The following is a 22,366-nucleotide window of genomic DNA, read 5'->3' as shown; positions in this document are numbered from 1 at the left end:
CAAACGAACTATGAAAAAGATCTTAATATACGGTTTGTCGGCCCTGGGCCTGATGTTTGCGGCGTCGTGCTCCGATCTGCTGGAGGAGGAGTCGTACGTGGAGGTCGGCAAGAACAACTACGTGAACAATGCCGAGGAGGCCGAGACGGTGCTGATGGGTATCTACAAGGATCTGGCCAACGAGTACATGTATTCGTACCATCTGTCGCTGCTGTTCACCATCTCGTCGGACATCGCGCAGTGCGAGGGCAGTGCGACGACGTCGTTCCGCGAGATCCCGACCAATTCGCACAACCCCTCCACGTCGCAGATCATGCAGACGTGGCAGAAACTCTACTCGTCGATCTACGAGGCCAACGACTTCATCGAGACCGTTTCGGCGCGCATGGGTTCGTGGAGCTCGTCCAACCGCGAGCTGGCGACCATCTACCTGGGCGAGGCGCATGCGCTGCGGGCACTGTTCTATTTCGAGCTGGTGCGCTGGTACGGGAACATCGTGCTGATCACCTCGACGGAGCAGTCGAGTCTGCCGGCCACGGAGTACGTGCAGGCCGATCCGAAGGATGTCTACGCCTTCATCGAGTCGGATCTGAAGTATGCGGCCGAGGTTCTGCCGTGGGCCGTCGACGACACGAAACGCTCGTCGAACGCCTACCGCATGTCGAAGGGTGCGGCGCTGGGCCTGCTGGCGAAGGTCTACTGCACGTGGGCCGGCTATCCGGTGCGCGACGAGTCGAAGTGGGCCGAAGCGGCGAAGGTGGCGCGTCAGGTGATCGAGTCGGGCAAGCACCGCCTGATTCCCGACTACAAGACCGTGTGGAGCAACACGTGCAACGGGATCTGGGATGCGGGCGAGAGCCTGATCGAGGTGTCGTTCTACTCGCCGACGAGTCTCGACAGCGACCAGACGGCCGGCCGTATCGGCAAGTGGAACGGCGTGGTGGCCGACGCGGTCGAGGGTCAGCGCGGGCGCAATGCCGCCAACTGGAAGGTGGTTTACACCTTCACGCGCGAGTGGGAGACGCACAACGACCCGCGCATGGCGCTGTCGATTGCCGACTACAAGTACGATTCGTCGAAGGGCGACGGGCCGGTCACCTATTTCTCGACGGTCAGCAAGCCCACGGAGGAGAATCTCAACAAGCAGCGCCAGCTCTTCACGCCGGGTAAATGGGATACGGAGAAGTATGTCAACTCGGCCAACTACATGGTCAACAACGACAAGTCGTGTATCAACTGGTACATACTCCGTTATTCGGATGTGCTGCTGCTGTTTGCCGAGGCGCTGAACGAGTCGGGCGGATCGATCGTCGATGCGGTGGATGCGGTCAATGCGGTTCGCCGCCGCGGGTTCGGCGATACGGCGCATGACCTTTCGTACGGGCTTACGCGCGAGGCGCTGCGTGAGGCGATCCGCCGGGAGCGGGCCTACGAACTCTGCTTCGAGGGGCATCGCAAGCAGGATCTGATCCGCTGGGGCATCTACTATCAGACGATCCGCAATACGGCCCAGGAGCTGGTCAACTGGTTCTCGAATGCGAACTACACGGTGGGCCGCTTTACGATCGAGGGCCGCCACGAACTGCTGCCCATCCCGCAGCGGGAGCTGGACCTGATGACGCAGTGCAAGCAGAATCCCGGATGGGGCGAGTAGCCCGTCCGTTCAGGAGAAACGGAAAATCCCGGTCGGAATCACTCCGACCGGGATTTTTTCGTGATTTTCGGGCCTGACGGCATCCGGCAGAACCCGTTTTCCTCCGGCCGGTCTGTTCCCGCCCGGCGATCCGTTTCCCTCCGGCCGGATTGTTTCTATCGGGCCGGTCTGTTTCCGCCCGGCGTTACCTGTTCCCCTACTGATGCCGGACGCACCTTCTACCTCCTCATCCCGGGCTTCACCGGTTGGCTTCGGGGGCGGCATTGTGGGACCGGTTTAGAGGCTGGGCGCTGCTTCCCGGGCATGAGAAAAGCCCCGACGTCGGACAGTCGGGGCTTGGGGTGTGCGGGTCGCGGGAGGCGGGATCAGTCGAGCGGCTGCTGGGTGAATCCGGCGAGGTTGTAGCTCACGGGAACCGTGCTGCCGGCCACGCGGTAGATGCCGTACTTGAAGTAGTAGCCGGCCTCGTCGTTGCGGCCGATGAGGATCTCGCGGTTGTCGACCAGTTTGCGCGTGCGGCCGTCGCAGCGCATCTCGATGTCGAGCCGGCCCGGGGAGACGATCGTCTCCGCCTCACCGCCGTAGCGCGTCCAGTCGATCTCGACGGTGAATTCGACCCAGCGGTCCTTCGGAAACTCCGCGAAGGGCATCTTGCAGGCGATCGTCGAGCACTTGTACTCCGAGCAGACGGGCTGCATGACCTCGGCTTTGGCGGGGTTGGCGTTGCAGCGGTCGTCCTTGTCCGAGAACCAGCGGCGGTCGGAGTTGGCCTTGACGTAGAACCACCCGCCGGAGAATCCGAAGGCCAGCGGGGGATAGCCTCCCTGTTCGACCTTCCAGCCCGTGGGCTCGCCGGCACGCATGACGGGGCGTCCCCGGCGGTCGGTCGAGGCGACGGCGCGATAGACCTTCTCCTTCCTGATGACCGTCGTGTCGCTCATGGCGACGAACTCCCGCACGGGGAGCTTCATGACGCGGCCGTCGGGTGCCGTGACGAGCGTACGGTCGGGCATCCCGTGCCATTGGGCGAAGATCGTCGAGACCTGGCTGTCGAGTTCCGAAGGGATGTAGACGGCGAAGGTGTAGCGCCACGAGGAGCCCTGCGGACAGATTCCCTTGCCGTGGTGGTAGACGGCCTTCATCTTCTGGGCATCGACGTACTCCTCGGGGGGCAGGGCGGCAAAATCGGCCGCCGTAGCGTAGCAGTAGGAGAGTTCCGAGCGCCCCTTCGTCTCGCCCGGGGCATACCCCTTGAGGGTGTTGTCCTCCACGCCGAGCGTGAAACGGAACGAGGGCTTCCCGGCGTAGGGGCGCGAGAAGTCGCGGCACAGCGTCCCCTCCTTGCGGATCCCGACGGCGACCCACTGGCCGTCGATCACCTGCTCCATGCGGGCCGAATCGGCCTGAACGTTGACCCGTTCGGGGATGGACTCCAACTCCGGGGTTTGGGCTGCCGCCGGTGAAGCGGCCAGCAGCAGCCCTGCAATCCAGTGTGTCTTCATGGTCTGATGGTCAGAGTTCGTATCGGAAATCGTAGGTGCGGGCTCCGACGCGCACGGCCACCTGGAAGCGGTCGGCCGTCGAGCTGCGGTCGGGGACGATGGCGATCGACCCGCTCCGCTCCGGGTCTTCGGGCGTGATGACGGTGACCACCCAGAGCTCTTCGCCGGCCGCCTTCTCCATCTCGACGGCATAGGCCGGGCGCTGCTCCTTCTTGCGGTAGGCCGACGATACCCAACCCTCCTCCTGCTGGATGCGGAGGGGTTTGCAGCCCGTGCTCTTGATGCGGATGTTGTTCGCGTCGTCGAACAGCGTGCGGAGCGTTCCGTCCTTGGCGAAGGTGATCTCGCCGGGGCAGAGGTTGAAGTGCACGCCGACGGTCCCGGCCGCCTCGCCGCGGGCCACGTCGACGATCACCAGCAGGCCGTCCTGTGTGGCGAAGAAGGCCCGGCGGTGGGTGAGCCCCTCGTAGGAGGGGTTCTCGGTCACCAGCACGGTCTGCTCGGGCGACGTCTTCCACAGAAGCCGCTTCGAATCGGTGACCTCGAGGTTGCGGTTGTCGAGCGTCAGGGTGTTGTGCACGCGGGTCTGGCGGAACCAGTTGCGCTGGGCCAGCACGGCGCTGTCGCCGCCGTAGACGTAGCTGCCCGAATCGGGGAAGAAGTTGCGTCCGCGGTGCCAGTAGTCGAAGGTGCCGTTGTCGGGTTGGTTGTGCCAGAAGGCCGGGGGGCCGGCCTTGACGACGGTGACGGTGGCCTGCGGATCCCAGCCGGTGCGCAGGACGTAGAAACCCGACTGCGGGAACTCCTGCGAGGTGTAGTCGGGACGCGATCCGCGGTTGCCCTCCCAGGCGAACCATTCGAGCTGACGGTCGTCGGCGAAGACGCGGCTCCAGCTGCGGAACTGCTTGAGCAGCGAGGCCTTGTCGTGGCTCTTCGTGTCGCCGAACATCGGGTTCGAGTAGTCGGGGAAGAGGAGGTTCCACGTCACGGTGGTCATCCGGTGGACGGTCTCCGTGTAGCTGGCCGGGAACTCCTCCTCGAATCCGTTCTGACGGGCCATGCCCAACGCCTTGAGGAAGATGTCGATGGCGGCGATGTGGTATCCGAAGTCGAGTTCGAACTGCATGCCGTCGGGATAGACCTGCACGCCGATTTCGCGGTTGAGGATCTCGATGCCGCTGCGGCGCCACTCGGCGGCCTCGCGGAATTCGGGGAAGTAGATGCCGGCAAACAGCATGCGCTGCGCCTCGAAGAGCAGGTGGTTGCCCTGTTTGGAGTAGTTGTTCAGGATGTGGTCGGCGTGCTGGCGGTAGGTGCGCAGGAAGAGGTTCAGGAACCGGGGCGTGAAGCGCGGCGACTGGATGGTCAGGGCAAATTCGGTGAGCAGATCCTGCAGCCGTCGTCCGGCCTCCATCGGACGCCACGCAAAGCGGACGTTCTCGCGTTCGGCGGCGATCTCCTCCTCGGAGGCTCCGGCGGCCCGCAGCCGTTCGACGCCGTCGAGCGGATTCTTCTTCACCCAGTCGGTGTACTGGTCGATCCAGGCGTCGATGTAGCGGTTGTCGTGGGTCACGTAGTAGCACTTGGCCAGCGGGATGAACCAGTAGTGGCGGTGGAGCTGCCAGCGGAGTTCGTTGTCCTTGACGGGCCAGTATCGCCAGTTGATGTCGTCGCCGTAGAAGAACGACGGCTGATAGCCCTTGTGGGCGTAGAACTTGTGTTCGAGGGCCTCGTCGGCCTGGCGCTGTTCGAGTTTGCTGACCTTGATCTTCTGGAGGTCGAGTCCGAACAGGGCGACGGGTTTGCGCGTGCGGTAGTACTTGAGCAGCTCCTTGTCGGCAGCCTCGAAGTTGCCCTTCGAGACGGCCTTCTTTACGGCCTTGAGTTCGGGACGGTCGAGGTCCAGCAGGTCGTAGAGCGACTTTTCGTCGCCGAGGGTCGGGACCTCGCCGGCCAGGGCCGTCGTGCCGATTGCCAGCAGGGTGCACAGCGCCATCAGGATTCGTTTCATGTCGGTTTTTCTGTTTTCGGTTATCGTTGTCTCGTGTTGTTTCAGCTTGTATGGCCGTTATTTCAGTTTGTATCGCCGGCCGTCGATCTTCACCTGCAGGCCGTTGCGGCGTTCGGCGAGTTCGATGCGGTGGCCGTCGGCTTCGGTGACGGGCAGCAGCACGGTGACCATGCGCACCGTCTCTCCGGCCTTTTTCCCGCGTGTGAAGACGTAGGCCGGACGGGGGCTGCGTTCGCGGTAGCGGTACGACACCCAACCCTCCTGCGGCTCCATCCGTTCGGCTCCGAATATCTTCATCAGCAGGTTGTTGCCGTCGTCGTAGCGGGTCGCCACGGTGCCCGTAGCCGCATCGGCCGCGGGATTGCCCTCGGCCAGATTCCAGTGGAGCATCACGCTCCCGGCGGCGGGGCCTTCGGCGCGGTCCTCGATGACGAACAGACGTCGGTCGACGAACCACACCGTGCGACGGTGGGTGAGCCCCTCGTAGGAGGGGTTCTCGACCGTGAGAATGTCGGTCGGACCGGCAGTCTCCCAGCGGAGGCATTTCGAGTCGGTCGCGTCGAGGTTGCGGCCGTCGAGCGTCAGGGTGTTGTGCACGCGGGTCTGGCGGAACCAGGCGCGCTGGTCGTTGACCTCCCGGTCGCCGGCGTAGACGTAGCAGCCCGAATCGGGGAAGAAGTTGCGGCCGCGGTGCCAGAGTTCAAAGGTGCCGTTATCGGGCTGGCAGTGCCAGAAGGCCTGCGGGCCGGCCTTGAGGATCATCACCGTGGACTCCGTGTCCCAGCCGTTGCGCAGGACGTAGAATCCCGACGTGCGGAAGGCCCTCGAGAGGTAGTCGGGGCGGGCGCCCTGGCGGCCCCGGGTGGCGCAGTAGCGGATGAAGTCGTTGTCGGGGAAGACCTCGAGCCATTCGGCATAGGAGGCGAGCAGATGGGCCTTGTCCTGTTCGCGGTTGTCGCTGAAGAGCGGGGTGGTGTAGTCGGGGTAGAGGCAGTTGAGGTGGACGTCGATCATCCGCTCGACGGTGGCCAGATACGAAGCAGGGAATTCGCCGCGGTAACCGTTGGCGTCCATCATCCGCAGCGCCTTGAAGAAGATGTTGATCGACTCCAGGTGGTAGTGCGGGTCGAGTTCGTACTGCATGCCGTCGTCGTAGACCTGCTTTTCGATCTCGCGGTTGAGGATTCCGACGCCGGTCGAGCGCCAGTGGACGGCATCGCGGAATTCGGGGAAGAAGGCCCCGGCGAAGAGCAGCCGCTGGGCCTGGAACAACAGGTGGTTGCCCGAGGCGGAGAAGTGGCTGAGGATGTGCTGGGCGTGGCGGTGGTAGTTCCGGAGGAACTGCAGCAGGAACTCGCCGTCGAAGGCCTCGGCGGGCAGGAAGTAGAGGAACTGGTGGATCTGGAACTCCAGCCGGTCGCTCACCTCGAGGGGGCGCCAGGCGAAATAGACGTTGTCGGCGCGGTTCCAGTCGCCGATCGAGCTTTCGTCGTACGGCCCGAGGGGGTTCTTGCGGATCCAGTCGAGATACTCCGCACACCACTCCTTGGCGTAGCGTTCGTCGCCCGAGAGGCGGTAGGCCTTGCCCATGGGGACCCACCATTTCATGCGATGCAGCTGCCAGCGGAGCTCGTTGTCGCGCACGGGCCAGTACTGCCAGTCGATGTCGTCGCCGTAGAAATAGGAGGGTTGGTAGCCCGTGTGGACGAAGAAACGATGTTCGAGGGCTTCGTCGGCCCAGCGCTGCTCGTCGGGCGAGAGGGTCACCGAGTCGAGGTTGACCTCGGGGCATCGGACTCCCGTGCGCGAACGGTAGTAGGCGAGCAGGGCCCGGGCGGCTTCCGGGTCATTGCCTGCGGCATGGAGGCTGTCGACGCGCTCGAGTCCCGGACGCGTGAGGTCCAACAGCGCAAAGACCGTCGTGTCGGCGGTCCGGGCCGCTTCGGCGGCGGCGCGGGCTTCGGCGGTGAGGCTTGTCCCCAGGGCGAACAGTCCCAGCAGCGGAAGGAGCAGTTGACGGTTTTTCATGGGTATGGCAGTTTTCGTGGTTTCGGTTGTCGGGTTTGGGGCCGCGGTCCGGATACCGGAGAGCCGCCCGATGCAAGAACAAAGATACGACAAAGTGCGGAGCTCGTTTATCAGAATCTCGCAATCCTCGGCGGAAATTCTGCAAAGCGCTTTCAGTTTTGTGCAATCGGATGCGGAATTTGTCGAATCTGGCCCTGCGGAGCCCCTCGGAGGGGGCTTTTGGAACAAAAGTGAGATCGGATTCTACAAAATCGAAAGGCTTTTGCACACGATTCGGGATTTTGGCAACAAACGCCGCGCCCGCGAAAGCGGGATTCCGTTAACTTTGTATTCGGAAAGATCAGCCTGCGGTCTGCCGCCTGCTGCCGGAATCTGCGTGCTCCGGGATCCGTGCTTGCCATCGCCTGCTGCCGGCATCCGCGTGTTCCCGGGATCGCCGGGCCCTTGGGCCTCCTCGGTTCCGCGCCGGCTGCCGCGATGCTGATCGACCCGACCAACCGATAACCCGAAACCGCCCATGAACCTCGTGAATCCCGCCCTGTTGACGGCCTCGTTCGCCGCACTGGCCTCCGCGGCCGATGCCACGGCCGCCCCGGCTCCCGAACCCAAACCGGCCCGTGAGGCCGATCGCCGCCCGAATATCATCGTCATCATGACCGACCAGCAGACGGCCGGCGCCCTGTCGTGTGCCGGCAATCCGTGGGTCGAGACCCCGGCGATGGATGCCCTGGCGGCCGACGGCGTGCGCTTCACCCGGGCCTATTGCCCCTATCCGCTGAGCGGCCCCTGCCGCGCCTCGCTCATCACGGGTCGGATGCCCTTCGAGACGGGGGCCACCGACAACGGCGTGCGCCCCTCGGCCGAGGCCCTGCGCGAGGGGATCGGCCATCGCCTCTCGGCCGCGGGCTACGAGTGCCTCTACGCCGGAAAGTGGCACGTTCCGGAGGTCAACCTCCCCGATTCGGGGACAGGCTTCCGCCGCATTGCCCGGATGGGCGACCCGACGTTGGCCGCAGCGTGCGACGAGGCGCTGGCCGGGTATGACGGCCGCCGCCCGCTTCTGCTGGTGGCCTCGCTGCTCAATCCCCACGAGATCTGCGAATACGGCCGCCACGAGACGCTGCAGTATGGCGAACTGGCCCCCTTCGCGACGGAGGAGTGTCCCAATCTGCCGGCCAATTTCCGCCCGTCAACTTATGCGGCCGAGGCGCTGACGCTCGAACGCACGGCCTCGCCGCGTTACCACGATACCTACACCTTCACCGAGGATGACTGGCGCCGCTACCTCTATGCCTACTACCGCTTTGTCGAGCGGGCCGACCGCGAGGTGGGGCGGATCGTCGAGGTGCTGAAGCGCCGCGGACTCTACGACGATGCGGTGATCCTCTTCCTCTCGGATCACGGCGACGGCGTGGCGGCCCACGGCTGGAACCAGAAGTGGAACCTGCAGGAGGAGGTCATCAACGTGCCGCTGATCGTCAAGACGCCGAAGGGGTGCGGACCGCGGGGTGTGGTCAACCGCGAGGCGCTGTCGAACGTCGGGCTGGACCTCTACGCCACGCTTTGCGACTATGCCGGTGTGGAGCTGGATCCCGAACGCTACCGGGGCCGGAGCCTGCGCCCGGTGGCCGAGGGGCGTTCGGCGACGCTCCACGACGGCGTCTTTGTCGAGACGCTGCTCTCGGGGGTCGGCATGCGGGGCTGGAGCCTTGTCGGAGCGCGTTACAAATATGTCCTCTACCAGTGGGGCCGCAACCGCGAGGCGTTGTACGATCTGCAGCAGGATCCGGGCGAGATGGTCAATCTGGCTGTCGATCGGCGCTATGCCGACGAACTGGGCCGCATGCGCAGAGCGCTCTATGAATGGGGAGTCCGGATCGGCGAACAGCGTCTGATCCGCAACCTGCGCCCCTATGCCGGAGAGAGCGGAACGGCGGATTGACCCCGGGCTCCGGCCGCCCGAATTACTCCGATGCCGCCCGACGTTCCCACCGGTTGCCCGAACGGTCCCGCCGATTGCCCGAACTGCTCCGATGCTGCCTGACGTTTTCGCCGGTTGCCCGACGTTCCCGCCGGTTGCCCGAATCCCCCGGCCGCCCGGAAAATCCCGCCGGCCATTCCGAAATCGCTCTTACGAACCGAATCCACGAATCCATCACTGTTGACCGGAATCACCACCTTATGAAAAACCTCGAAACCTTGCGGAGCGGCGCCCGATACGCCGCGCTTCCGCTGACGCTGACGGCCCTGGCGGGTTGCAGCGAGGGGCAGCCCAAGCGCCCCAACATCCTTGTGATGATGACCGACGACCACACGGCCCAGGCCATGAGCTGCTACGGGAGCCTGCTGGTCGAGACCCCGAATCTGGACCGCCTGGCCCGCGAGGGGATGCTCTTCGAGAACTGCTTTGTCTCGAACGCCATTTCGGGTCCCTCGCGGGCCTGCATCCTGACGGGCAAGTACAGCCACGTGAACGGCTTCACGGACAATTCGCGCACCTTCGACGGCGACCAACAGACCTTTCCCAAGCTGCTGCACGAGGCGGGCTACCAGACGGCGATGATCGGCAAGTGGCACCTCAATTCCGATCCGCAGGGCTTCGACTTCTGGAGCATTCTCGTGGGACAGGGCGAGTACTACGCCCCGCAGTTCATCGAGAATGGTGAGAACCGTGTCGAGAAGGGCTACGTGACGGACATCATCACCGACAAGGCCCTGTCGTTCCTCGAACACCGCGACCCCTCGCGGCCCTTTGCCATGCTCTACTACCACAAGGCGCCGCACCGCAACTGGATGCCGGCACAGCGCCACCTGGGGATCAACGACTCGCGGGTCTATCCCGAGCCCTTCAACCTGCTGGACGACTATGCGGGCCGGGGCCGAGCCGCCCGGGAGCAGGCCATGGAGATCGGGCGCGACATGTGGCCCGAGTGGGATCTGAAGCTGATGACGCCCGTGGAGCTGTCGCGCTCCTACGTGCTTGAAAGTACGGGCGATGCCAACCGGGACGACGTTGCGCGGGCCAACAACTGGCGGAGCAGCGTCATGCAGTACCAGGCGGCCTACAACCGCATGACCGACGAGGAGAAGGCGCGCTGGAACGAGGCCTACGCCCCGCGCATCGCCGAGTATGAACGTCTGCGGAAGACGGCCACGCCCGAGGAGATGACGCGCTGGAAGTACCAGCAGTACATGAAGGACTACTGCGCGGTGATCCAGGCCGTCGACGAGAACGTGGGGCGCCTGCTCGACTACCTCGAAAAGATCGGCGAACTCGACAACACGATCATCGTCTACACCTCGGACCAGGGCTTCTTCCTTGGCGAGCACGGCTGGTTCGACAAGCGCTTCATGTACGAGGAGTGCCAGCGCACGCCGCTGCTGGTGCGCTATCCGCCGATGGTCGGGGCCGGGACGCGGAGCCGGGCGCTGGCCATGAACATCGACCTGGCGCCGACGTTCGTCGATCTGGCGGGGCTGGCGGTGCCGGACGACATGCAGGGACGTTCGCTGCGCGGGGTGCTCGCCTCGGGCGGCGAGGCGCCCGAGGGGTGGCGCACGGGGGTCTACTACCACTATTACGAATACCCGTCGTGGCACTCCGTCAAGCGCCACTACGGCATCCGCACGGCCGACTACAAGTTGATCCACTTCTACAACGACGTCGACGAGTGGGAGATGTACGACCTGAAGCGCGATCCGCACGAGATGCGCAGCGTCTACGACGATCCGGCCTACGCCGAGGTGCGCCGCGGGCTCCACGCGCAGCTCGAGGAGCTGCAGCGCGAATGCGGCGATACGGATCCCTGCGAACGCGAATACGAATTTTTTCGGGGCGCTGACCAGCTGAAATAACCGGCCGGGCGACCGATTTCATCCGATAACCAGAGCCGGATCCACCGTGGCTTCACGCGGCCGGATCCGGACCCAAAACTGCAACGATATGGACAGACGAGAATTTCTGAAAACTTCGGGATGGACCCTGTTGGGTCTGGCGGCGGTCAATGCGCTGCCGGGCTGCTCGCATCTGGGCGATGCGGAGTCGCTTCCCGACGACGTGAAGGGAGGGTTCCCTTCGCTCCGCGACCTGAAGGTCTTCTGGGGCGACGTACACAACCACTGCAACGTGACCTACGGCCACGGCGATCTGTCGGATGCCCTGGCGGCGGCCGAACAGCAGCTGGATTTCGTCTCGGTGACGCCCCACGCCATGTGGCCCGACATTCCGGGTGAGAACGACCCGCGGCTGAACTGGGTCATCGGCTACCATACGGCGGCCTTCCGGCGGCTGCGTGCCGGCGGCTACGAGAAGTACCGGCAGATGATCGAGGCGGCCAACCGCCCGGGCAAATTCCTGACGTTCGTCTCCTACGAGTGCCACAGCATGGAGCACGGCGACCACGTGGCGCTGTTCCGCGACTTCGACGTGCCGCTGGTCGAGTGCACGTCGGTGCCCGATCTGAAGGAGCGGCTGCGCGGCTACGCCTGCTACGTGACGCCCCACCACATGGGCTACCAGACGGGATTCCGCGGCTACAACTGGGCGGCCTTCCCGGACAACGATCCGCAGACGCCGTTCGTCGAGATGTTCTCGCGCCACGGCCTGGCCGAGAGCGACACGGGCGACTACGACTACCTGCACGACATGGGGCCGCGCGTCTGGGAGGGCTCGATCCTCTACGGACTGGAGCAGGGCCACAAGTTCGGACTGATGTGCTCGACGGACCAGCATGCCGGTTACCCGGGCAGCTACGGCGACGGCCGCATCGGTGTCTACGCCCCGTCGCTCGACCGCGAGGCGCTGTGGACCGAGATGGGACGGCGCCATGTCTGCGGCGTGACGGGCGACAAGATCAAGATCGACTTCCGCATTAACGGCGGGGTGCCGGGCGACGTCATCCGCGCCTCGCGCCGCGAGATCTACCTCAATGTCGAGGCGCAGAATGCCATCGACTACGTCGATCTGATCAAGAACGGGCAGTGCGTGGCGCGGCTCAACGGCCCGTACCGTGCGGCGGCCCCCTCGGACGAGGTGATCCGCACGAAGGTGAAGGTCAACTTCGGCTGGAACCGCGAGGAGGAGTATGTCCACTGGACGGGCCGGCTGTCGCTTGACGGCGGCACGATCGACGATCTGCAGACCTGCTTCCGCGGGGCGGCCTTCACCTCGCCGCAGCCGGGCGAGACGGAGTTCCACACGCGGGTCAACCGCGTCGTGGAGCGCGACGCGCACAACGTGGTGCTGGACCTCTATTCGACGAAGAACCCCAACGTCATGACGCCGGCCATGCAGGGCGTGGTGCTCGACCTGACGGCACCGCGCACGGCGCGCCTCGTGGCGGAGTTCAACGGCCGGCGCTACGAACACACGATCGGCGAACTGCTCGAAGGGGCGCGTGCCCACTTCCTGCGGGGATGGCTTTCGGAGGCGATCCAGTTCGAACGGGCGCAGCCCGAGGCGGCCTTCTGCGTCGGCCACCGCATGGTCGACAAGGAGCCGCAGCGCGATACGGACTACTATTACGTACGGGTTCGCCAGCGCGACGGACAGTGGGGCTGGTCGTCGCCGATCTGGGTGGAGAGAGCTTAGGGAATGGAACGTTATGCCATAGGAATCGACCTGGGCGGTACTTCGGTGAAGTACGCCGTGGTCGCCGCTTCGGGCGGGATTCTCTTCCACGGGGAGCATGCTTCCCGGGCCACGGAGAGTTCCGAAGCGGTTCTGGATGCCATCGTGCGGGGCATCGAGGCCTGCCGGGCCTTCGCCGCACAGCAGAATTTGACGCTCGAAGGGGTCGGTATCGGTACTCCGGGCGTCGTCTCGGAGGATGGCCGCACGGTGCTGGGCGGTGCCGAGAACATCGCGGGGTGGGAGAACCTTTCCCTGGCGGATCGGATCGAGCGGGCGACGGGGCTGCGCTGCGCGGCCTGCAACGACGCCAATGCCATGGCGTGGGGCGAGACGCTCTACGGTGCGGCGCGCGGTGCGACGGACGTGGTCTTCGTGACGGTGGGGACCGGCATCGGCTGCGGCGTGCTCATCGGCGGGCGGCTCTTCCGCGGCTACCGCAACCGCGGCATGGAGATGGGCCACATCACGGTCAAGTGCGACGGCGAACGGTGTGCCTGCGGCGGGGTGGGGTGCCTCGAGCACTACGCTTCGACGTCGGCGCTGGTGGCGCGCTTCCGCGCACTGAGCGGCGCATTGCAGGCCGACGGCCGCGAGGTGGTGCGCCGCTACGGAGCGGGCGATCCGGCGGCGGTTCAGGCTCTGGAGGAGCACTGGATGTACCTCTCGCACGGCATCGCCTCGATGATCAACCTCTTCGCACCGCAACGGGTCGTCGTCGGAGGCGGCATTTCGGAATCGGGCGAATTCTACTTCGAGCACCTGCGCGAGGGGGTTCGCCGCCAGGTGATGGCCGTCTGCGGCGGGGAGACTGAGATTGTTCCCGCGCAGCTGGGCAACCGGGCCGGAAGCCTCGGCGCCGCGGGGCTGATCCTCGGGGAGGGGGCGCAACGATGAGACGCAGCTACGCCCTGGTGGGGCTGATCATGCTCTTCTGGTTCGTGATTTCGTTCATCACGAACATCATCGGACCGCTGATCCCCGACATCATCGACAACTTCCACCTGCAGCACCTTGCGCTGGCGGGCTTCATCCCGACGTCGTTCTTCGTGGCCTACGGCATCATGTCGATCCCCTCGGGGCTGCTGATCGAACGCTTCAGCCAGAAGACGGTCCTCACGGCAGGCTTTGCGCTGCCGCTTGTCGGGTCGCTGCTCTTTGCCCTCGTGCCGACCTTCCCGGTGCTGCTGGCCTCGTCGTTCACCATCGGACTGGGCATGGCCATGCTGCAGACGACGATCAACCCGCTGACCCGCGTGGCGGGCGGCGAGGAGAACTTCGCCTTCTTTTCGGTCATGGGCCAGCTGGTCTTCGGGGCGGCGTCGTTCGTCAGCCCGCTGGTCTACGCACGGCTGGTCGAGCGCCTCACCTCGGGTGAGACGCTCCACGGATTCGCGGGCTGGCTGCAGTCGCTGACCCCCGCCACGCTGCCGTGGGTCTCGCTCTACTGGCTCTTTGCGGTGATCCTGGTGGCGGTGATCATCGTGGTGCTGGCGGTCCGCTTCCCGCGGCTGGAGCTGCAGGAGAGCGAACGCAGCGGCGGCCTGCACTCCTACCGGGAGCTGCTGAAGAATCCGCGGGTCTACCTCTTCTTTCTCGGTATGCTCTGCTACACGGCCTCGGAACAGGGCGTGGCTAACTGGATCTCGGAGTTCCTGCGGCAGTACCACGGTCTCGATCCGCAGACGGTCGGCGCCCCGACCGTCGGACGCTTCTGGGGCTACATGTCCGTGGGGTGCCTGGTGGGGCTCTTTGCCCTGAAACTTTGGGATGCGCGCGACGTGCTGAAGGTGGCCGGCGTACTGGCCATCGCTTCGCTGCTGGCGGCGCTCTTCGGAAGTGCCGGGGTGGCGCTGGCGGCCTTCCCGGCCGTGGGATTCTCCATCTCGGTGATGTTCTCGATCGTCATGTCGCTGGCGCTGAACTCCGTCGACCGCTACCACGGTTCGTTTGCCGGCATCCTCTGCACGGGTATTGCCGGCGGAGCCCTCGGTCCGCTGATTGTCGGCTGGCTGGGGGATCTGGTGGGGCTGCGCCTGGCGCTGCTGTTCGTCTGCGTGACGATCGCCTATATCGTCGGCATCGCCTTCTGGGCCCGGCCGCTGGTCGACAACAAACGCTGCTCGCTGCGTGAACTTTTCCATAATAAAAAGAACCGATCATGAACCGAATCGTGACGCTGGCCGCCGTGCTGCTGACCGCCGCGGCCGTCCCGACACAACTCCCGGCCGAAACGCGGCATCCGGCCGGTCGACGCCCCGCCTCCGCAGCTCCGTCTGCGGATGGGGAGTGGCTTCCGGCCGAACAGCACCTCGACAAACAGGCGTTGAGGCCCCGCTACCGGCAGTGGATGCAACCCGCCGGCGGAGTCCCCGTGACGCAGAACCCGCCGGCGCTGCTCTGGCCCGCGGGCGGTGACGACGTGACGGGCTACCGGATCGAACTCTCCCCTTCGCCGGAGTTCCCGGCCGCGCAGACCCTCACCAGCGAACAGCCGTGGGCCGTCTGGGCGCTTCACCGCCCGCTCGCGCCGGGCCGCTATTGGTGGCGGGTGACGACCTTCACCCGGAAGGGGGCTCCGCAACGCTCCGCAGCGTGCGAATTTGTCGTTGCGGACTCCGCGCGGCGCTTCGCCACTCCGACGGGCGACGAACTCGTGCAGCGCCTCGCCGCGCAGTCGCATCCGCGCCTCTATGTGACCGTGGACGGCATCGGGGCGCTGCGCCGCCGCTCTGCGACGAATCCCGAGGCGCAGGAGTTCCTCACCCGGGCTCGGCGGCGGATCGACATGGAACCCGTTCCGGTGGCCCCGACGCGGCCGCGCGACACGACGGGCATGAGCCCCTTCCAGAAACGCTCGCTCATCAACTTCATGTACCACAAGTTCGGCGAGGTGGTGACCCAGCCGATCGTCGACTTCTCGCTGGCGTGGCTGCTGACGGGTGACGAGGCGTGGCGTACGGCCGTGGTGCGCCATGCGCGCTACGTGGCCTCGCTGCCGGTCGACAGCGACGCCACGTCGGAGGATTTCAACCGCTCGGCCATCATGTACGGACTGGCCTTCGGCTACGACACGGCCTGCGAACGGATGACCGACGACGAACGGGCCGCCGTGCTGGAGGCGATCCGCGTGCGGGGCGAACGCTTCTACCGGCAGTATGTGCGCGATTTCGAGTGCCACTCGATGGACAACCACGTCTGGCAGCATACGTTCCGCAACTTCCTCTTCACGGCCCTTGCCACGCTGGGCGACCTGCCCGAGGCCGAACGGTGGCTGCGCTACTGCTACGAGGTGTGGTGCGGGCGCTTCCCGATCCTGGGGGGTGACGACGGCGGCTGGCACGACGGAAGCAGCTACATGCAGGCCAATCTGGTGACGTTCATCTACGTGCCGTTCGTCCTTTCGCGGCTCACGGGGAGCGACTTCTTTGCGCTGCCGTGGTACCGCAACCTGCCTTCGTTCCTGGCCTACTCCTTCCCGAAGGACTCCTACGCCACGGGGTTCGGCGACGACTACGAGAAGATGACCTCGCCGACACAACTCTACATGGGTTTTGCCGATGCGCTGGCCCGCGAGACGCACAGCCCGCTGGCGCGCTGGTATGCCGACCGGCTGATCGGTGCGGATCCGGCGAACCTCTACCGCTCGAAGGGCTTCATGCTCTACCGCATCCTGACGGACAAACCGCGTGATTGCGTGGCGCCGGAGCCGCCCGTGCGCAATACGTCGCGCTTCTTCCCCGATGCGGGCTTCTCGCTCATGCATACCGATCCGGCCGATGCCGGGGACGATCTGATGGCGGCCTTCTTCGCGCTTCCGTTCGGCTCGACGGGCCACGCCCACGCCGCCCACAACGGCTTCACGATCAACTACGGCGGGCGTCCGCTCTTCGGCGGTACGGGCTACTACTCGAACTTCAACGACCGCCACACGCTGCTGCACTACCGCACGCGGGGCCATAATACGCTGCTCATCGACAGCCTGGCGCAGGTCATCGGCGAGAACGGCTACGGATGGCTGGCGCGCTTTGCCGACACCGAGGCGCTGACCTACACGCTGGGCGACGCCTCGCACGCCTACGATTCGATCCGCACGCCGTTCTGGATCGACCGCATGGAGAAATCCGGCGTTGCGTATACGCGTGAGAACGGCCTCGGCGATCCCGGCGTGACCCGTTTCCGGCGTCACTTCCTCTTCCTGCGTCCCGACGTGATTGTCCTCTACGACGAACTGGCGGCCCGCCAACCCGTCACGTGGACCTGGCTGCTGCACGGCAATAACCGCCTGACGCGCTGCGGAGCTGCGGCCGTCGAGACGTCGAACGGCCGGGCCACCGGACGGATGGACCTCTTTACCGCGGAACCGATGCAGCTGCGCATCACCGACGAATTCTTCTCGCCGGCCATCAACTGGAAACGCCGCACGGGCCCCGACGGCCGCGTACTGGAGTATGCCCGGCAGTGGCATTCGGAGTTCACCCCCGAGGGGCGGAGCCGCACGCAGCGTTTCCTGGCCATCTTCCGCATCACGCCCGAAGGGGCGCAGCCGCTGGAACTCAAGCGGCGTGCCGACGGAACGATCCGCGTCGGGGAGTGGACCGTCCGGGCCGAACTGGACGGCAGCCGGCCGCCCCGCCTCGAGGTGACCGACCGCCGCGGAAACGGCGTGCGCTACAACACCTCGTCGTCGACCGTTGCCGGCAGCACGCTGATTCTCCGCCCGGGGGCTCCGGCCCGCGAACTGGTCGATACGGTGCCGGCTTCGGTACGCTGACCGCCCGCGTGCGTGGAGATGGGGGTATCCCCGCACGGCTCTCCGGCACGATCCGATGAACGGCCGGCCTTCCGTCCCGTCCCGATTCCCGAAAGACCGATCGGCTCCGCTGCTGAGCCGGTCGGCCTTTTTGTTGCCCGGCCGATACGGCCGGACAACAGCTCCGGGACCGGAAAGCCGGCGCCTGCGCGCCGAAAATAGCCATCCGGGCGACGGCATTTGCGAAAAAAATCGTATCTTTATCTCCTGCAAATTCGGTTACGCTACTACGCCCATGGTTGGATTTCGACATACGTTCTTCACGCTGCTCCTGCTTCTGGCGACCTCACCGCTCTTCGGAGCCATCGAATTCCGAACCCTCTCGGTCAACGACGGCCTCTCGCAGTCGACCGTACTGGCCATCGCACAGGATCCGCTGGGCCGCATCTGGATGGGAACGCAGGACGGTCTGAACTGTTACGACGGCTACTCCTTCCGCGTCTACCGTCCTGTCGAGGGGGATCCACAGAGCCTCGACGACAATGCGATCAGCGCCCTGCTCAGCGAAGGCCGCTATCTCTGGATCGGCACCTCTTCGGGACTTTCGTGTTACGACGCCTCGACGCAGCGTTTCGAGAATTTCCGCCTCGACGGCTACCGCATGCAGGTCTCGGACATTGCCCGGCAGGGGGACGGCAATCTGCTGCTGGCCACCGATCTGGGAATCGTGCTGTTCGACCGCCGGAGCCGCCGGCTTGAGATCCGCACCTACCTGAAGGGGATCAGCGTCCATACGATCTGCCCCTCGCCCGACGGCTTTCTGGTCGGCACCTCCGACGGCGTCTACACCTACTCGTCGACCTACGGCAATGCCATCCGCGTCCTTCCGCAGATGGCCCGCTTCGACGTGGCCAGCATCGTGGCCGCCGACGGCGGCTACTGGGTCGCCACCCACGGCAACGGCCTCTACCGGCTGGATACCCATCTGCAGGTGGTCGAACGCTATTCGGCGGCACGGAATCCGGGACTCGTTTCGGACTATATCCGCGTGCTGCGCCGCGACTCCGAGGGACGTCTCTGGATCGGCACCTTCGACGGACTTTCGATTCTCGATCCCCGCACGGGGCGCTTCGACAAGTATGTCTACACCTCCCGCCCCGGATCGTTGAGCCACAACTCCATCCGGGCGATCTTCATCGACAGCCAGCGCGGCGTGTGGCTCGGCACCTACTACGGCGGTGTGAGCTACTACCATCCGCTGGCCCGGCGCTTCGGGGTGCTGAGCCACGATCCGGCGCGCAATTCGCTGGGTGACAATACGGTGAGCTGCATCGTCGAGGATCCTTCGGCCGAGAGCCTCTGGATCGGCACCAACGACGACGGCGTGAACCGTTACGACCGCCGTACGGGCCGCTTCGAAGAGTTCAACGTGGCCTCGGGATCGCTGCTCTCGAACAACGTCAAGTGCATCCTGCCCGACGGCCCCGACCGCCTCTGGATCGGGACCCATGCCGGCGGACTCACCCGCATGGAGACATCGACCCGGCGCACGCGCCACTATCCGGTCAACGCCTCGATCCCGATCAACAACAGCTGTTACGCCCTGCTCAAGGACGATGACGGGATGCTGTGGGTCGGGACGCTCAACGGCCTGCTGCTGTTCGATCCGGCAACGGGACGCTTCCGGCCCCATCCCTGTGCGGATCTCGAACCCCGGCTGGGGACGCTGCCCGTCACGACGCTCTTCCGCGATTCGCAGCAGCGCGTATGGATCGGCACCCAGGCGGGGCTCTATCGCTGGGATCCGGATCAGCGGCGGGTCATCGCCTGCGATCTGACCACCGCGGAGACGGAATTCGCTCCGCCCCGACTGCAGGAGGTCGTAATCATGAGCGTTACGGAGGATTCGCACCACGATATCTGGATCGGTACCCGGCAGGGGCTCTACCGCTTCCGGTCGAAGATGCCCGGGTTCAGACGCTATGCGGTGGCCGACGGACTCCCCAACGACGTCGTTTACGGCATTCTGGAGGACGAACTTTCGCGTCTGTGGATCTCGACCAACGCCGGACTGGCCTGTTTCGACATTCAGAAGGAGACGTTCCGCAACTACACGCTACGCGACGGTCTGGCCAACAACCAGTTCAACCCCTATGCCTATTGCCGCAGCCGTGACGGAGCCTTCTGGTTCGGGGGACTGGGCGGCATCACCTGGTTCCGGCCTCACGAACTGGTCGACAACCCCTTTGCCCCCGTGGCCCGGATCACGGATGTCGTGGTGACCGATGCCGAGGGAGACCGCCGCGTGCGGATCGAACGCGATTCGGTGGGTCAGGTCGTGCGGGCGGCCTTTCCGTCGATCCGCAACATCTTCACCATCCAGTTCGTGGCGGTCAATCCGCTGGCCGGCGGGCGCAATACCTTCGCCTACAAACTCGAGGGATTCAATACGCGGTGGTACGAGACCTCGCATCTGGAGGCCAACTACTCGAACCTCAAGCCCGGGCACTACCTCTTCCGGGTGCGCGCGGCCAATAACGACGGCCGCTGGAGCGACGAGGTGGCAACGGTTGCCATCCGCGTGCTGCCGATGTGGTGGCAGACGCTGGCAGCCCGGCTGCTGTGGGTGCTGCTGGCGCTGGGCGCCGTCGGCGGGGTGATTGCCGCCATTGCCGGGCGTATGCGGATGAAGGTGCAGCTGCAGATGGAGCGCCTCGAAAAGGAGTCCATCGAGGAGCTGAGCCAGGAGAAGATCCGCTTCTACATCAACCTTTCGCACGAACTGCGCACGCCGCTGACGCTGATCCTCTCGCCGCTGCAGGAGATCCGCGACCACGGCACGTCGGACAAATACGTCGCTTCGCGTCTGGACTATATCCGCCGCAACAGCCTGAAACTCCTGCACATCGTCAACCAGATGCTGGATTACCGCAAGGCCGAGCTCGGCGTCTTCCGCATGCGGGTGGCGCTTCAGGACGTGGATGCCATCGTGGCGGAGGTCTTCTCGCTGTTCGAGGAGGCGGCCCAGAACCGGGACATGGATTACATCCTCAGTTCGGACCTTAAGGGCGAGGCGCTGCCCGTCGACCGGATGTTCCTCGAGATGATGCTGACGAACCTGCTCTCGAACGCCTTCAAGTTCACGCCCAACGGCGGGATCATCCGTGTGACGCTGCAACGCGGCGAGGGGTGTTTCCGCATCCAGGTGCGCGACAACGGTATCGGCATCACGCGCGAGCAGCAGGCACACGTCTTCGAGCGTTTCTATCAGGGCGACGAATCCTCGTCGGGTTCGGGGATCGGCCTTTCGATCGTCCAACGGATCGTTGAACTCCACCAGGGGAGCGTCACGCTGAACAGCGAACCCGGCCGTTTCACGGAGTTCACCATTACGCTGTCGGACGATCTGGAGAGTTATCCGGTCGAGAAGCGGGCCCGGGAGAACGACATCCGGGGTTCGATCATCCGCGATGCCGGGAAGTCGCTGCCCGAGGCGTGGCTGGGTGACGGCGGGAGCCCGCTTCCGGCGGAGGAGACCGATGCTCAGACGCGCGGGACGATTCTCGTTGCCGAAGCGGATACCGAGGTGGCGCGCTACGTGGCGGATTATTTCCGCAAGCACTATCGGGTCGTTACGGTGTCGGACGGGAACGAGGCGCTGGAGCAGCTGAAGAGTCTTGAACCCGATCTGATCATTGCCGACCGGATGCTGCCGGGGATCGACGGACTGAAACTTTGTCAGACGGTGAAGCAGAACATCCGCACGTGCCATATTCCGGTGGTGATGCTGGCCCCCGAAGGGGGACTCGAGAAGCAGATCACGGGTATCGAGGCCGGAGCGGACGGTTACCTGCCGATGCCGCTGTCGATCACGCTGTTGGCGGCCAAGGTCCAGAACCTGCTGAAGGCCCGTTACCGGATGCGGCACCACTATTCGGACGATGCGGAGATCGATCCCGACAAGATTACCTCCAATTCGATGGACGGGGAGTTTCTCAAGAAGGCGATCCGCATCGTCGAGGAGAATCTGGACAACGAGGAGTTTTCGTCGAACGATTTCAGCAAGGCCCTGTGTATGAGTCGTTCGAACCTTCACCTGAAGATGAAGTCCATTACGGGCGAGTCGGCCACGAAATTCATTCGCAAGATTCGGTTCAACCGGGCCTGCCAGCTGCTGCTGGAGCGTAAATATTCGATTGCGGAGATCAGTTCGATGGTGGGCTTCAATTCGCCGTCGTATTTTGCCACGAGTTTCAAGAAGCATGTCGGGTGTCTGCCGACGGAGTATGTTCGGGCCCGCACGCGCGGCGATCGGGACAAGGAGAGCCGCGACGGACGTGATGGACGCGACGGGCGTGACGGACGTGAAACCGGCCGCTCCGGGCAGGAGAACCGCGAAAACCGGGAGAAATAACTTTTCGGTCCGCGGCTTGCCCGGGGTCGGCGGAGTAATTCCAGTCGGATGGGATCTGCGTTAAAAAAGCCCCCGGCGACAGTCTGTCGCCGGGGGCTTTTCGTTTTCGGGCCGGAGCCTTTCGGGGCGGCCTATTTGAAGAAGATCGAGGAGATCTCCTTGTAGTTGTGGACGCGCTCGATGACGTCGGCGAAGATGTCGGCCACCGACAGCACCGTAAACTTGTGCAGATCCTTGTCGGGGTTGAGCGGAATGGTATCCGTGACGATCACCTCCTCCAGGGCGCTGTCGTTGATGCGCTCGTAGGTGGGACCCGACAGCACGGGGTGGGTGATGGCTGCGCGCACGCTCTTCGCACCGCGCGACATGAGCATG

11 protein-coding genes and 1 pseudogene are annotated in these 22,366 nt (G+C 64.8%); 8 read left to right on the top strand and 4 right to left on the bottom strand.

The genetic code is table 11. The features are described from left to right. Nucleotides 1-10 precede the first annotated feature (10 nt). Nucleotides 11-1,654 (top strand): RagB/SusD family nutrient uptake outer membrane protein, encoded by a 1,644-nt coding sequence (locus PUQ42_RS07220; RefSeq protein ID WP_273372388.1) that lies wholly within the window; start codon nt 11-13, stop codon nt 1,652-1,654. Nucleotides 1,655-2,019: 365 nt separating this feature from the next. Here the strand turns inward: PUQ42_RS07220 and PUQ42_RS07215 are convergent, their stop codons facing one another. Genes PUQ42_RS07215 through hepC form a run of 3 tightly spaced genes read right to left on the bottom strand, consistent with a single transcriptional unit; the run spans nt 2,020 to nt 7,195 of the window. Beyond that, complete coding sequence (locus PUQ42_RS07215; RefSeq protein WP_273372386.1) at nt 2,020-3,156, bottom strand: heparin lyase I family protein; 1,137 nt, start codon at nt 3,154-3,156, stop codon at nt 2,020-2,022. A gap of 10 nt (nt 3,157-3,166) precedes the next feature. After that, entirely contained in the window at nt 3,167-5,167 is a 2,001-nt protein-coding gene (locus PUQ42_RS07210; protein ID WP_273372383.1) for a heparinase II/III family protein, read from the bottom strand. Nucleotides 5,168-5,224: 57 nt separating this feature from the next. After that, nucleotides 5,225-7,195, bottom strand: a complete 1,971-nt coding sequence (gene hepC / locus PUQ42_RS07205) for a heparin-sulfate lyase HepC (protein ID WP_273372382.1) — start codon at nt 7,193-7,195, stop codon at nt 5,225-5,227. Nucleotides 7,196-7,712: 517 nt separating this feature from the next. Here hepC and PUQ42_RS07200 point away from each other — a divergent pair. The 7 genes from PUQ42_RS07200 (at nt 7,713) to PUQ42_RS07170 (ending at nt 21,991) form a co-directional block, all read left to right on the top strand. Continuing rightward, nucleotides 7,713-9,137 carry a sulfatase family protein gene (locus PUQ42_RS07200; protein WP_273372379.1) on the top strand — a complete coding sequence of 475 codons (1,425 nt, stop codon included), beginning with the start codon at nt 7,713-7,715 and terminating at the stop codon, nt 9,135-9,137. 239 nt (nt 9,138-9,376) lie between these two features. After that, nucleotides 9,377-11,050 (top strand): sulfatase family protein, encoded by a 1,674-nt coding sequence (locus tag PUQ42_RS07195; RefSeq protein ID WP_273372376.1) that lies wholly within the window; start codon nt 9,377-9,379, stop codon nt 11,048-11,050. 88 nt (nt 11,051-11,138) lie between these two features. Continuing rightward, nucleotides 11,139-12,785, top strand: coding sequence for a CehA/McbA family metallohydrolase domain-containing protein (locus PUQ42_RS07190; RefSeq protein ID WP_273372374.1), 1,647 nt, complete (start codon nt 11,139-11,141; stop codon nt 12,783-12,785). Nucleotides 12,786-12,788: 3 nt separating this feature from the next. Further along, complete coding sequence (locus PUQ42_RS07185) at nt 12,789-13,721, top strand: ROK family protein (protein ID WP_273372372.1); 933 nt, start codon at nt 12,789-12,791, stop codon at nt 13,719-13,721. Next, the gene (locus PUQ42_RS07180) at nt 13,718-14,989 is read left to right on the top strand and encodes an MFS transporter (protein ID WP_273372369.1); all 1,272 of its coding nucleotides are present in this window, start codon (nt 13,718-13,720) and stop codon (nt 14,987-14,989) included. The genes PUQ42_RS07185 and PUQ42_RS07180 overlap by 4 nt, the downstream gene beginning before the upstream one ends. Further along, a complete protein-coding gene (locus tag PUQ42_RS07175; protein WP_273372367.1) occupies nt 14,986-17,598 on the top strand; it encodes a DUF4962 domain-containing protein in 2,613 nt (870 codons plus the stop codon). The genes PUQ42_RS07180 and PUQ42_RS07175 overlap by 4 nt, the downstream gene beginning before the upstream one ends. Before the next feature lie 274 nt (nt 17,599-17,872). After that, on the top strand, nt 17,873-21,991 hold the full coding sequence (locus PUQ42_RS07170; protein WP_273372364.1) for a hybrid sensor histidine kinase/response regulator transcription factor: 4,119 nt from the start codon (nt 17,873-17,875) through the stop codon (nt 21,989-21,991). 131 nt (nt 21,992-22,122) lie between these two features. On the opposite strand, the pseudogene PUQ42_RS07165 reads toward PUQ42_RS07170, so the two are convergent. Continuing rightward, a pseudogene (locus PUQ42_RS07165) lies at nt 22,123-22,366 on the bottom strand (ribose-phosphate pyrophosphokinase); the annotation flags it as partial.

The sequence above is a fragment of the Alistipes megaguti genome (assembly GCF_944320325.1).
Classification (GTDB): domain Bacteria; phylum Bacteroidota; class Bacteroidia; order Bacteroidales; family Rikenellaceae; genus Alistipes; species Alistipes megaguti.
Note: the sequence above shows the minus strand (reverse complement) of the source record. Positions and strands in the feature narration are given on the sequence as shown.

Excerpts from the sequence above, each read along its gene's own strand:
- PUQ42_RS07220 (WP_273372388.1), top strand. The coding sequence starts at position 11 with ATGAAAAAGATCTTAATATACGGTTTGTCGGCCCTGGGCCTGATGTTT.
- PUQ42_RS07215 (WP_273372386.1), bottom strand. The coding sequence starts at position 3,156 with ATGAAGACACACTGGATTGCAGGGCTGCTGCTGGCCGCTTCACCGGCG.
- PUQ42_RS07210 (WP_273372383.1), bottom strand. The coding sequence starts at position 5,167 with ATGAAACGAATCCTGATGGCGCTGTGCACCCTGCTGGCAATCGGCACG.
- hepC (WP_273372382.1), bottom strand. The coding sequence starts at position 7,195 with ATGAAAAACCGTCAACTGCTCCTTCCGCTGCTGGGACTGTTCGCCCTG.
- PUQ42_RS07200 (WP_273372379.1), top strand. The coding sequence starts at position 7,713 with ATGAACCTCGTGAATCCCGCCCTGTTGACGGCCTCGTTCGCCGCACTG.
- PUQ42_RS07195 (WP_273372376.1), top strand. The coding sequence starts at position 9,377 with ATGAAAAACCTCGAAACCTTGCGGAGCGGCGCCCGATACGCCGCGCTT.
- PUQ42_RS07190 (WP_273372374.1), top strand. The coding sequence starts at position 11,139 with ATGGACAGACGAGAATTTCTGAAAACTTCGGGATGGACCCTGTTGGGT.
- PUQ42_RS07185 (WP_273372372.1), top strand. The coding sequence starts at position 12,789 with ATGGAACGTTATGCCATAGGAATCGACCTGGGCGGTACTTCGGTGAAG.
- PUQ42_RS07180 (WP_273372369.1), top strand. The coding sequence starts at position 13,718 with ATGAGACGCAGCTACGCCCTGGTGGGGCTGATCATGCTCTTCTGGTTC.
- PUQ42_RS07175 (WP_273372367.1), top strand. The coding sequence starts at position 14,986 with ATGAACCGAATCGTGACGCTGGCCGCCGTGCTGCTGACCGCCGCGGCC.
- PUQ42_RS07170 (WP_273372364.1), top strand. The coding sequence starts at position 17,873 with ATGGTTGGATTTCGACATACGTTCTTCACGCTGCTCCTGCTTCTGGCG.